Source organism: Buttiauxella warmboldiae (assembly GCF_003818135.1).
GTDB classification, from domain to species: Bacteria; Pseudomonadota; Gammaproteobacteria; order Enterobacterales; family Enterobacteriaceae; genus Buttiauxella; species Buttiauxella warmboldiae.
The window spans coordinates 1-12248 of record NZ_RPOH01000019.1; the positions used below are offsets into that span (position 1 = coordinate 1).

Genomic DNA, 12248 nt, shown 5'->3' on the forward strand with positions numbered 1-12248 from the left:
GGCAAAAGCGCGGGCGGCTTCATCAATCTACCTCAATTTATATCATTATTGAGATAGTTTAGCCGCTGGGGCGGTGTTTTGCTATTACCCTGGTGCGCTATCTCAGCGGGCAGGAGGTGAAATCGGTCTACGCCGTCGGGCAGAAGCGCCTGCTGGCCGCCCGGGGTATCGACACCCGGGACAGCGTGCAGAGCACCCTGCTGATGGAAGACGGCAGCTCATGGGTGGTGGAAAACGGCTGGGTGCTGCCGGACGGCTTCCCGAAAGATAATGGCGGGAGTATCGCGATCATCTGCAACAACGCTTATATACGCTCCGACTCGCAGAATCGCGGGCTGGAGATCATCGGCCCGGATGGCGTGAAAGCACCCAACAGCTACTTCATTACCTACCGGGATAACGTGGCCAGCGGCTTCGGCATCGACCCAATTAACGACTTTATCAGCTAGTTTTTAATCGCTGCAATATCTTTCCCGGCGGGTAACGCCCACCAGAACAACTCAATAATTATTGAGTAATTTATCGCATTATTTAATTTAAACAAAAGCAATCCAGCCGCAATTTAATGTTGCCCGCTCGCAATAAAATAAAAAATAAAGCCCCGATAATTGTTCGAGGCCTTATTAATATAAATAAAGAAGAGTTGGAGGCTAAATATTCGGCGAGGGTTTTATAATATTTTCGTTAACGCTGTAATCCATTAATTGCCAGTTAATCGTCTGGCCGGCGTGATAAGGCATGATGTTTCCTTTCTCAACGGTCACGACTTGGGTCGCCGCATTCACTGCCGCACCCCACACCCCGCTTTGCTGGCAAAGCGTTCCGCTATATTGGGTATAGCCTAATGGTTTGCGGCCCGTAGCCTCCTGTGAACCGTCAACATTGAAGCCAGAGCCGTAATGATAGGGCGTCGAGTCTATCTTCATGATGTAATATCCAGATTATTTATGGGTACAATCCAGTACTACGACACAATCAGCAGGCAAATTAAGCGCAATCGTGGTGGTTTAAACGCCTGCTTTACGAGAATGTGATAGAGATACCATTTTTACCTCTTCAAAGCGTCGGGAACCTTCGGTATATCCCCATGCCGCAACTAATTCAGCCTTGCTGGGAATGTTTGTCGCCTCGCCACCCGACTGGAGAACAATTTTTGCCGCCTGTAGCTGCTTGCTCAGGGTCTGGCGCAAGGCTTTTAATTCCAGCGGGTTCATGGCGCTGGCCTGGAGAGAAAATACCGACTGGCCTGATATCGGCTGCGCTATACGCTGTGCCGTTTGCCTGACGCCCGGCAAATTCTGTAACCCGAGGGCAGAAAATACCCCGCTGCTGATAACGCTTTCTGCAAACGGAATGGTGCCATTTTCATGGCGGATAATCGCTTTGCTCAGGGCGCTTAATACTGACGGCGCGGTGAGGTCGAGGCGTTCATGCGGCGATACGCCCAACGCCTGGCTGACTTTATTGATATAAGCAGAAGTGTCATTGTTATCCTGAGCGGGCGCCCAGCGGGAGATCACTTTGCTGATGGTATCCAGCCCGCGCCGATGATAAGAGAGCAGATTCATCCCTAAGGCACGAATACCGTGTTCCGGGGAGGAGAAAGTGGCAAAACGGCCATCGTTACCGGTTTGCCCTTGCCACTCGAATAACTCGCTGGCCTCGATATTGCCTGGGTTGTTATTACGTATACCGCGAATATTCCCTGCGTCACCTTTTCCTGCCACCAGTCCCTGCTCGCGGACCTGACGGCTGGCGGTAGATAAAACGGGCTGCCCGCTTTCACTCCAGGGTTTGCCGGTACGGCTATTTTTGCGCAGCGATAAACGCTTCATTAAAGCGATCTGCTTTTCACTCCAGCCCTGGCTTCTGGCAAATTTAACCAGCTGTTCGAGGGTGGGCGTGGTGCTGGCGGCAGGTTTTGGCCGCGCGGGTTCGCTGCGAACCGTGGTCCCGGCAGCGTTGATACTTTCTGCCTGCTGCTTTTGCGAAGCCGAAAGCGCCTGCTGAAACGAAGCGCCAGCGGTAGAGTGAGTGCTTGCAGCTTTCGCCGCGGGTGCCGGGTTCGCAGCAGCAGAAACAGCCGGTTTATCCGCAGCCGGCGGGGTTACTTTAGCTTGCTGACGGTAATAATACTGGGCGATAACCGACATGAGTTCCTCTCAAAGACAGCGGCGGAATCCTTGATGCCGCCGGGAAAGCAAATTACGTAATCGTTACTGAGCGGATTGAGCGCTGTCCGCAGGCCGCGCCACATCAATTCCATGCGTACCAAAGAATTGATACAGAGAATCTGCGGCAGCATGGGTCAGCACCATAATTTCAATGCGCCGGTTGGCGGCGCTTAAAGGCTGATCGGGTTTGAGCAGCATTCTGTCCGCCATCGCATTCACCTGAATCACTTTATCTTTCACCATACCGCCCTGCTCTAACGAGATTCGCGCCGCCAGCGCACGGTCGCCGGATAAGTTCCAGTTGTTGTAACGTGTCTGATCCCGGTACATAGAAGAGTCCGTATGCCCGGTGATAATCACTTTGTTATCAATTTTGTTGAATACCGGCGCCAGCTGAGTCAGTAAACGCTGGAAGAATGGCGTCAGAATAGCGCTGCTGCGCTGGAACATCTCCCGCTTCTGATCGTCCTGCACCAGAATACGCAGCCCCTGCGGCACAATTTCCATATCCAGGTTAGATTGCGCATCGAAAGCCTTAGTGATTTCCATAATCACCCGCGCCAGTTCGATCATCTCCTGCTGCGAACGTTTATTCACATCTTCGAGCGACTCAGTGGCCTTGCTTGCCAGATCCAGCTTTTCGAGCTGCTGGGCGATCTCTTCCGTGGTTGGCGCGCCGCCCTGTTTGCCGGGAATAATCATATTCGGGCCGTTCATCGCCTGCCCGCCGGACGAAAGCGGAGACATCACCATGCCGTCAAAAATCGATTCCCCGGTCAGATGGGCAACCACCTCTTTGCGCTCTTCTTCGGTGACCGAACTCATGATCCACAGCACCATAAACAGCGCCATCATGGCGAGGGTAAAGTCGGCAAAGGCCACTTTCCACGCGCCGCCGTGCGGAGCATGGTGCTCACGACGGGCAGAGCGCTTAATAATGGTGGTATGCGCTTGTTTCTTGCTACGCATCAACCTTCACCAATCAGTTCATTGACCCAGCCATCCAGGGTGGCAAAGGTCGGTTTGGTATCCATTGGCAGCATTTTACGCCCGGCATCAACGGCCAGCAGCGTCGGTTTTCCCGCCACCTGATTAACTAATACGGTACGTACGCACTCAAGGGCCGCCATCTGTTTTTTGGTCTGTTGCTCCATGGCGTTCGCCAGGGGGTCAAGCAGGCAGTAGCAGATAAATACGCCGAGGAAGGTTCCCACCAGCGCCGCCGCCACTTTCACCCCAATGATGGCGATAGAACCGTCAATGGACTGCATGGTGATAATAATCCCCAGTACCGCCGCGCAGATGCCGAAGCCCGGCATCGCTTCAGCGGTACGCTGCATTGAGCGCGATGGCCTGAGCAGCTCCTCTTCCATCGCCCCCAGCTCCTGCTCGAGGATACCTTCCAGCTCGTGTTCGTTGATTTTACCCATCGCCATCAGGCGGAAGTTATCGGAGATAAAGGTAATCAGAGCATGATCTTCGAGCACTAGCGGGTATTTGAGGAATAGCTCGCTCTTTTCCGGCACTTCGATATGCGCATCAAGCACCTTCAGCCCGCCGTCCTGCACCAGCTCCAGCAGCTCATAGAGCAGCATCAGCAGCTGGCGCTGGTAATCAGCGGTATAGCTGTTTTTGCGTATCGCACTTTTGACCTGGCGCCACATTTCAATCAGCACCGGTTTCGGGTTGGCCAGCACCATGGCCCCCACCCCGGCACCGATGATAATCATTAATTCCCCCGGCACCCAAAACGCGGCCAGTCGCCCGCCTGATTCAATAAAGCCGCCGACTACGCAGCCAAAAATGATCGCTAATCCTAATAATTTTTGCATGCTTGTCTCACTGCTCGATGGCGTCTTTAATTTTTTGGGTAATTTTCTTATTCAGCTGGCAAATTCTGGCCTCGGTGAGATCGAGCACTAGCGCGATCTCTTTCAGGCTCATTTCATGCTGATAATAAAGGCTCAGGATCAGCTGTTCCCGCTCATCCAGGCCGGCAAGCGCCGCGCGCAGCGAGTCGCTAATAATAATTTCATCTTCCAGATTGCGGCTGTTGAAACTGAAATCAGTGTCGGTTGTCAGCAGCTCATCCAGGCTATGCAGCGCGCTGGCGCTGTCGAGTAATAAATACTCCTGGTACTCTTCCGAGGTGATCGCCAGATGCTGCTTTATCTCCTCGAAATCCACCTCTTTGCCCAGCCTGCGGCTCAGCTCCCTGATGGCATCATTAAGCTTGTGTACTTTCTGGCGCAGGCGACGCGGGCGCCAGTCCAGCACCCGTAATTCGTCGAGTATCGCACCGCGAATTCTGTGCGCCGCAAAGGCACCGAACTGCTCGTCTGGCCTGCCGTAACGGCGTAACGAACTAAGCAGACCCATTAGTGCGATCTGCTGCATATCTTCGCTGTCGATAACGCTTTGCGCCTGCCAGGCCAGTTGTTTCACCACCCGCTTTACCAGCGGGAGGTATTGTGAAACGTAACGCGACTCTTCCGCGGCTGTTAGCGTTTCACTGGAGATAAAGGTGCTGCATTCCATTGTGCTTTCCTTCTTCTGCCTTACTGCAACAGCATTTTGCTGATGATCACATCATCAAAGGGTATCCGGGAATTAAGCTGCTTAAAGCGTGCCTGATAGGCCCCCATTAGCTCGTCGTGCAGGTCATTCACGCTTAAAGTGCGCACCAGGCTGTAATCCTTTTCGGTTAACAGCGCGACGGTCGCCCCGCGGATCGCCGGGATCATCATTTCAGTTTGCTTCACGGCTTCCTCTGTTTTCGCGGTTAATGCCAGTTCCAGCAGCATATAGCGCGCCTGGCCACCGTCGTTTTTCAGGGAGACCATGATGTTGTTAATTTCCACAAACAGCACCTGAGTCTCTTCTTCTGCCGAAGAAAACATATGGGTGAATTTTTGCCATGCCGACTGAGTTTGCGGCGTGGTGGCAGCATTAGCACTGGCCGCTTGCGCGAAGTGTTGTGCTCCCACCACCGCCATCACCGCTGCCAGAACAGCAGAAACCATGGCGATGGCCAGACCCATTGAAAAAGTTTTAATCGTCATAAAGTTATTGCTTCTCTTACACCGTCATCAAAATAGATTTATCGTCCCGGGAGCGGGTATCGTGCGTGGAGTCAGGCCGATCGTTAGCCAGAATCAGCTGATTTTCAGCACCGGGTTTAGGCTGGCGCTGATCCGAGTGTTGCTGATGGGCCTGGTTGGATAAGCGAACGTCAACCTCAACAAAATGTTGTTCCGTCAGCGCCTGGCGCAGCTCGTTACTCACCTGCGACAAAGCGCGATAAACGTCGCTTTGTCCGGCATTGATTTGCACCTGGATTTTTCCCGCTTCAATCTGCACCACAATTTCGATCCGCCCCATATCCGGCGGATCAAGGCGAATAGTCGCATGCTGAATCTGGTTGTTAATTTGCAAATTCAGGCGCTCGCCTAAAGCGTGCTGTAGCTGGGTTGATAATGCCTGGCCGGTGCCATCCACGCGCACAGGCGCATTAACCTGAGCCTGCGGTTGCCCGGCTGAAATAACAGACATATTTCCAGCAACGGCGGTGTTTAGCCCGGCAATACGCAGGCTCTCGACACTTACAGGCGTGTGTACCTTTTTAGGCAGCACCATTTCGGTGGGTTCAGCCGAAGCTGCCCGGTCATGCCGCTGCCCGGCCACAAGCGCCGGTTTGACATCCTGTGCTTCCAGCGCAACCTGCTCCGCGTTATCAGTAACGGATTGCGCATCAGGCGTAAGGGAAACAGGCTGTGGCACCGTACCTGCTGCCACCACCAATGGCGATGTCATCAGCATCGGCACATCCCGGTTGATTAAAGATGCCAGGAATTGCTGGGCCATCTGTTCAACCTGCTCTTCGGGCAGATCCGGCAACATCGCCTCAAGCGTACTGTCTTCTTCAACGCCTGCCAGGCTAGCTTCCGTGGCGATAGCTTCAGAACCGGTGGCTAACAGCAGTTCTTCAAAAATCATGCCGTCCGTATTAACGCCCTGCAACTCTTCGGCTTCCGGCAGCGTCATTGTCGCCTGAGGCAAAAGGGTGTGCGGGTGTGCAGCCTGGGGTAAGTTTCCTGTATCGGTTGGCGTGTAGGCGAGGAAATCACTCATTGCTGGCCAGCCCTTCAGCCATCTCTTGCCCGGCAAACATGGCGTAGGAAAGCGCCCCTTCGCGCTGGTTACGCTGCTGGAGCATATCCTGGCTTAGCTCATCGCGCTGCTGGCGCACCTGTTGATGCACCTTACGATGGGCCTGCTGAAGTTTATTTAGCGCTTCACGCTTTTGCTCCCCCACCTCACGGCCGTACAGGCTGCACAGCATGGCGGCGATATCGCTATCGAGCTGCTGAATTTTTTCCCACTCCTGCTGCTGACCCGCCGCCAGCAGCGCGCGGGTTTGCCAGTCAATTAACTGCAAATCATCCATGGCGTTTGCCCATTTCATCCCACCCTTCGCGCAGCTCGCCGAGGATGGTTTCAACTTCTTCAATCGCGGAGACGGAGAGGTTGTTGCTGCCGTCGTACAGGCGATAAACGCAGTAGTCGTATAAATTGGCGAGGTTTTTCGCCAGCTCGCCGCCTTTTTCATAGTCCAGCGCGCTGGTTAAGGCGTTGAGGATATCGATGCATTTATTGATACTCTGGGCCTTGCGCTCATAGCGTTTTGCCTCGATATGGCTTTTCGCCCGTACCAGCTCATCGGTTAAACCGGTGAACAGCATTAGCACCAGCTGATGGGGGGTGGCCGCAGCCACCTGTGCCGCCATATCAGACTGATAGTATTCGCCGTACCCTTCCTGGGTGTTTCCATACATAGCTATTTCTTCCTTAGACTAAACCAAACATGCTGGCGGTGTTGTTCATCTGCTGTAGTACGCTCTGCATACGGGTGAACTGCTGTAAATAGCGGTTATAGGCCGTATCATAGCGGGTGCTAATTTTGTCGCTGCGGTCGCTTAATTCGTTTTCACGGCGGCGGTTAGTTTCTTCGCGACTTTTGATGTCGCCGCTTGAAATACTCAGCAGCCTGTCGAGAGATTTGTCCATTTTTTTCAGTAAGCCATCACTACCGTTAAACAGCGCATTAAGCTTACCGGGGTCGTCAGTCAGCTTTTCTTTAAGCTTGTCGCTATCGAGCGTAAGCTTGCCGTCTTTATCCGCAGACAGACCAAACTGGGTAATATCCAGCCCGTCAATAGAGGTGCGCAACATGTCATTTAATTCGCGTCGCAACCCGCTGATGCTGGCATCTCCAGCAAAGGCGCCGCGATCGGTACTGCTGGAACCAGAAGCGGTTAACGAACCGAGCGTCCCAATAAGTTTGTTATAAGCCTCAACGAAGCTATTAACCTGGTTCTGGGTTTCGGTGGTATCAACACCCACATTAATACGCAGTGGCGCGTCGCCTGCTTTATGGGTCTGATTTAATTCGAGGGTGACGCCATCGATCAGGTCAGTCAGCGTATTGGTGCTATTGGTGATTAGCATCCCGTTGTTCTGATCACCGAGCCAGACGTTTGCATCCTGAGCTGCCGATATGGTTCTCACATTGCTGGTCATTGCGGAGGGGCCACCACTTAACGTAATCGCATTTTCCTCACCGCTTTTATCGCTGCTGAGCATTAAGCGCACTTCGCCGCCGGTACGCACCAGCGAGGCCGTTACGCCCGGGTTGCCATCCATGCCGTTAATCGCTTTTGCCAGGCCAGCCAGGCTATCCACGCCATCCATATCAATCGCAATGGAATTACCGTTGATCTCGATGGTCATACTGCCAGTCGCATTTTTAACGTCATCATCTTTCAGGTCGTTATAGGCCAATTGATGTGAAGAGGCCAACTGCTCGATAAACAGGCTATAGGTGCCTTTACGCGCATCGGAGGTAGTGGTCGCTTTGGCCATATTCTCAACGCTCATGCTGGCGCTGGTTTTCAGCATCCCACTGGTGGTTTTATTGAGATTAGTCAGCGAGGTACGGAAATCCGTCAGACCACTTTTCAGGGATTTGAGCGCGTTTTGCTGCGCGGTTAAGCGCGCTTTTTGCGTTTTCAGCTGGCTTTGCAGCGTCTGCACGTCAAAGCCGGCAAGCTGTTTTGCCATTGACTGCGGGTCAATACTGCTAAAATCGGTCATCCTTCCTCCCTGGCATACTGCTATGTCCTGAGGCTGTTAATAGCAATAGTTATGCCAACTTTTATATTGATTAAATTCAGCGGGTTATAAACAGGCGGGAAAATTATCTTCCGCACTAGCGGAAGCGGAAAAAACACCGCCGAAGCGGTGTTTTTACATCAGGAGAGATTAGCCCAGCAGGGACATTACCATGCCGGACATGCTGTTCGCCTGCTTCAGCATCGACATACTGGTCTGCGCCAGCATCTGGTTGCGGGTCATATTAGTGGCTTCGCTTGCAAAGTCTGCATCCCGGATGTTGCCCAATGCAAGCGTGGTATTGTCTTGCATATTTGACAAGTTAGCGGCGGTATGGCCAAGACGATTGATCATTGCACCCATATTGGAGCGAACACCAGCTACTTGATCGATAGCGCCTTGTAACGAGGTAATCGCCGAAGTAGCACTTGCTCCAGCGTTCAAACTCAGCTTACTAAGCCCGCTTACGCCCCCCTTACTAAGTACCTTACTAAGGTCAGCAATTGAAGAGGTCATACCAGAGGTGGTCATCGTTTCTTTTGCGGAAGAACCAATCTGGAAGCTTAATCCGTTCGTTTTAGCAAGCCCCGATGCGCTAAAGAGTTTGGTTCCAGCAAAATCAGTATTGGCCCAGATATTATTCAGCTCATCCGTCAATGCAGTGAATTCTGCCTGCATAGCACCACGATCGTTTTTATTGTTTGTATCGTTCGCCGCCTGTGTCGCCAGGTCTTTCATGCGGTACATAATATTGGTGACTTCTTCGAACGCGCCTTCACCCGTCTGCAGCATCGCAGTTGCATCAGAGATGTTACGCTGAGCAACGCTCATACCGTTAACCTGGCCCTGCAGGCGGGTGGCAATTTGCAGACCAGCCGCATCATCAGCCGCAGAGTTAATGCGTTTACCGGTGCCCAGGCGCTCCATCGCGGTGGACAGGATGCTGTTGGATTTGTTCAGGGCGTTAGTGGAAGACATTGCCGCGCCGCTGGTGAAAATTGAAAGTGCCATTGGTTCTCTCCTTGAGGATTATGCTGTCAGGCTCTGTTTGCCTGTGTACTCTGAGAAAACGACACCACCCGGTAAGAAATTAAACCTGAATGAAAAAAATATTCATATGAAGACAAAATTTTTTCACCTGAGAGCAAAACAGCGGAAAATGGAAACAAGCCGGGTCAAAAAAGTGAATGTTGTTAATTGAAGGTATATTTTAAATAACATTGCGACCCATTAAACAACAAACTTAAACCCTGAAAAATAAAAACCTCCCCGCCGAATTTCAAAGCTTATCTTTAAGTTAACAACAGGCTCTACCGCATACGGAGAATAATCATAACAAACTGTATTTAAAGGCTTTTTATTTTAATGCATATTTTCTGCGCATCCAATATAATATGCAGGCAAAAACGCCCCTATTCTTAGCGATTGAAATTTTCTTCTGATTAAAATTTAAAATAGTTAACCGCGACAAAGCGCTTAAAAAGCATAACAACCCGATTTTCCACCTCTTAATGATATAGCACGCCTGATATTTTGAAACTTATGAGCAAACCCCTCTATTTTGTTAATAACTGGTTGCTGGATTACGCGTCCGGTACCCTTGTCCATCGCCACTCCGGTGAAGTGCGGCGCCTGGGTGAATACCAGCTCAAGCTGCTGGACTGTCTGATGCAGCATGCCGGGCAAACGCTATCACGCAATGAGCTTACCAGCCTGGTCTGGGAACGCAGGGTGATTGGGGATAACAGTCTGTCGAATGCGATTCACGCGCTGCGTTCCGCGCTGGAAGATGACGGTAAACACCAGCGGGTGATCAAAACCATCCCGAAAAAAGGCTACCTGCTGGACCTGGATTTTTGTCAGCTGCTGGAGCCAGAAAGCCAGAGCGCTTCACAACCTGCGCCCTCTTCTGACGATCCGCAATGGCCTGAGGCTGAAATTACGCCACCGGCAGAACTCAGCCATGCGCTACCCGCTGCGCCAGCTAAGCCTAATCACCCTGTGGCACCCTCTGTCATCCAGCGCTTGCGCAACAGCAAACGCACATTATCGGTCATGCTTAGTTTGTTATTGATTGCGCTGATAATAGCCAGCAGCTGGTTTGCTTTTTTTTATACCAGCGCCGATGAGATGGTCGCCCGGGAGCATGAAAAAAATCAGTACAGCAATATTCGCGTGTTCCGTATTGCCGCCGCCGTAGATGAAATGGGCGATGAAGACGTGCTGAAATTTAAAACCGCCCTGAAAAATCTGAATCAAAAACTGATCGCCAGAGACGCCTGGATGTCGGTTTATTACCGCGCCGATGAGCAGATGCTGAACTACACCTTTTCCATTGAATCGGCCTGCGCAAGCCAGCAGCTGGCGATGTCGATTTACCACTGGCGAACAGATAACCTGAAATTAACGAATACTCTTTATGATGAGACCGTGAGAAAAATAGATGAACTGGCTCCGTGTAAAAAACCTTAATCTCAGCCTGGCTGCCATTCTTATTGCCATCCTGTTTTGCGTGCTGCACCTGCACGCCGGTGCGGTGAATGCAAAAAGCGCCCCGATTAAAGGCCGAATGCAGTTTGGCTTTTACGATTTAATGTCCGATCGGCAAGAAGTTTACGATGCGCAAATTCTGGATATGGATGAGGCGCTGCTGGTCACGCTGACGCGTGAAGATGATGAAATGTTTATGCTGCGGGGCAGACTTAATGAAATCCGGCGCAAAAACGGCCGTGTGTTCTACGATTATGTGCCGATTCGCTATAGCAACCCGAACAATTATCAGCTGATTTACAGTTTTATCGACTTTCTGAACCATAACATGGTCTGGGTCTACCCAATGACCATTAACAAAAAACCGCTGGTCATTGGGCAAAGCGGGATCATGTATTTATTTCCGCTGGATAGCTAAAGAGCTATTAGCGCAGCAAATTACTGACCGTCCCCTGCTGTAAATTCGCCTGCGCACCCAGCGCTCTGGCCGTGGCCGCATAATCCTGCTGGCTATGTTGCAAGTGCGCGCGCAGCGCCCTGGCGTGTTCCAGCGCCTGGGTGGGCTGATATTGCGTCGCCATCTCGTTGATGCGTCGGCGCACATTATCCTGATGATTGTACAGCTGCCCCCGCTGCTGGGTGAGCTGTTCGAGCGCGTGCTGTACTTCCCCCTGATACTCACGCATCAGCGTGGGCTGCTGCGCCAGTTGGCTAAGGGTATCGGTAACCGCGGGTTCCGGGCGCGCCAGCAGCGCCGTAAACTCGTTGGCGGAAAATCGCTTTCCTTCCCCACGCACGCTTAGCTGGCTGCTGACCTGCGGCCACACTTTTTCATCCACGCTAAATACCAGCGCCTGCTGCTTATCCACAGCGGCATGGATGCCAAAACACCCCAGTCCCTGATTGAGACGCATCACGTGCTGGCGCGGCGTAGCGCTGGCTTCCAGCGCTACCGCCACCATTTCACGGCGCGTGCCGGCAAGGGAAAAAATCAGCGTTTCGCTTTCATCACTTTGCAGCAGGCGCTGGGCGGCGGGAAGCGTAAAATTCACCTGCGCGGTCTGTTCCGGGTCCACGGCCAGATGCCGGTTCACGGTACCCGCGCTGATAGCCGAACGGTTGCTCAGCAATGTGGAGAGTGAACGCGCGGCTTCATGAGTCGTATCTCCACGCAATGAACCGTGATTTACCGCATAGCGTAGCTGCAGCAGCTGGTTTTCCACCTGCGACAGATAATTATCCGCCTGCTGGACGGAAGTCAGCTGCTGGTTAAGCTGAACGTTATAGCGCAGCGGGCGCGTGGAGATGAGCGGCGATTCCGGGAAGCGGTTTTCGCTAAAGCGATCGCGCAGCGCCGGCGGCTGCTTCACCGCAGCCGTGCTCTTCACTCCTCCACTGTTAAGAGGAGTGCTT

The 12248-nt window shown here is 52.4% G+C and carries 14 protein-coding genes and 1 pseudogene; 3 read left to right on the forward strand and 12 right to left on the reverse strand.

Features of this window, described 5'->3' with window-relative positions; translation table 11 throughout:
• Positions 1-86 precede the first annotated feature (86 nt).
• Positions 87-443, forward strand: a pseudogene (locus EHN07_RS05680) (Gfo/Idh/MocA family protein); the annotation flags it as partial.
• A gap of 207 nt (positions 444-650) precedes the next feature.
• Here EHN07_RS05680 and EHN07_RS05685 read toward each other — a convergent pair.
• The 11 genes from EHN07_RS05685 to EHN07_RS05735 all read right to left on the reverse strand — a co-directional run bounded on the left by EHN07_RS05685 (position 651) and on the right by EHN07_RS05735 (position 9356).
• A complete protein-coding gene (locus EHN07_RS05685; RefSeq protein ID WP_124023215.1) occupies positions 651-926 on the reverse strand; it encodes a hypothetical protein in 276 nt (91 codons plus the stop codon).
• Between the two features lie 81 nt (positions 927-1007).
• The gene (locus EHN07_RS05690; protein WP_124023216.1) at positions 1008-2153 is read right to left on the reverse strand and encodes a hypothetical protein; all 1146 of its coding nucleotides are present in this window, start codon (positions 2151-2153) and stop codon (positions 1008-1010) included.
• A 63-nt stretch (positions 2154-2216) separates the two neighbouring features.
• Complete coding sequence (gene lafU, locus EHN07_RS05695; protein WP_124023217.1) at positions 2217-3143, reverse strand: putative lateral flagellar export/assembly protein LafU; 927 nt, start codon at positions 3141-3143, stop codon at positions 2217-2219.
• A complete protein-coding gene (motA, locus tag EHN07_RS05700) occupies positions 3143-4006 on the reverse strand; it encodes a flagellar motor stator protein MotA (protein ID WP_124023218.1) in 864 nt (287 codons plus the stop codon). Before motA ends, lafU begins: the two co-directional genes overlap by 1 nt.
• Before the next feature lie 7 nt (positions 4007-4013).
• Positions 4014-4712, reverse strand: coding sequence for a FliA/WhiG family RNA polymerase sigma factor (locus EHN07_RS05705; protein WP_124023219.1), 699 nt, complete (start codon positions 4710-4712; stop codon positions 4014-4016).
• Between the two features lie 20 nt (positions 4713-4732).
• Positions 4733-5236 carry a flagellar basal body-associated FliL family protein gene (locus EHN07_RS05710; RefSeq protein WP_124023220.1) on the reverse strand — a complete coding sequence of 168 codons (504 nt, stop codon included), beginning with the start codon at positions 5234-5236 and terminating at the stop codon, positions 4733-4735.
• Positions 5237-5252: 16 nt separating this feature from the next.
• Positions 5253-6305, reverse strand: coding sequence for a flagellar hook-length control protein FliK (locus EHN07_RS05715; protein ID WP_124023221.1), 1053 nt, complete (start codon positions 6303-6305; stop codon positions 5253-5255).
• Positions 6298-6639 carry a hypothetical protein gene (locus EHN07_RS05720; protein WP_124023222.1) on the reverse strand — a complete coding sequence of 114 codons (342 nt, stop codon included), beginning with the start codon at positions 6637-6639 and terminating at the stop codon, positions 6298-6300. The genes EHN07_RS05715 and EHN07_RS05720 overlap by 8 nt, the downstream gene beginning before the upstream one ends.
• Complete coding sequence (fliS, locus tag EHN07_RS05725) at positions 6614-7009, reverse strand: flagellar export chaperone FliS (RefSeq protein WP_124023223.1); 396 nt, start codon at positions 7007-7009, stop codon at positions 6614-6616. Before fliS ends, EHN07_RS05720 begins: the two co-directional genes overlap by 26 nt.
• A gap of 13 nt (positions 7010-7022) precedes the next feature.
• Positions 7023-8327 carry a flagellar filament capping protein FliD gene (fliD, locus tag EHN07_RS05730; protein WP_124023224.1) on the reverse strand — a complete coding sequence of 435 codons (1305 nt, stop codon included), beginning with the start codon at positions 8325-8327 and terminating at the stop codon, positions 7023-7025.
• A gap of 168 nt (positions 8328-8495) precedes the next feature.
• Complete coding sequence (locus EHN07_RS05735) at positions 8496-9356, reverse strand: flagellin N-terminal helical domain-containing protein (RefSeq protein WP_124023225.1); 861 nt, start codon at positions 9354-9356, stop codon at positions 8496-8498.
• A gap of 531 nt (positions 9357-9887) precedes the next feature.
• On the opposite strand from EHN07_RS05735, the gene EHN07_RS05740 reads away from it, so the two are divergent.
• On the forward strand, positions 9888-10817 hold the full coding sequence (locus tag EHN07_RS05740) for a winged helix-turn-helix domain-containing protein (RefSeq protein ID WP_124023226.1): 930 nt from the start codon (positions 9888-9890) through the stop codon (positions 10815-10817).
• A complete protein-coding gene (locus EHN07_RS05745) occupies positions 10789-11253 on the forward strand; it encodes a hypothetical protein (protein WP_124023227.1) in 465 nt (154 codons plus the stop codon). The genes EHN07_RS05740 and EHN07_RS05745 overlap by 29 nt, the downstream gene beginning before the upstream one ends.
• 7 nt (positions 11254-11260) lie before the next feature.
• Here the strand turns inward: EHN07_RS05745 and EHN07_RS05750 are convergent, their stop codons facing one another.
• Positions 11261-12223, reverse strand: coding sequence for a hypothetical protein (locus EHN07_RS05750; RefSeq protein WP_244202360.1), 963 nt, complete (start codon positions 12221-12223; stop codon positions 11261-11263).
• Between the last annotated feature and the right edge of the window lie 25 nt (positions 12224-12248).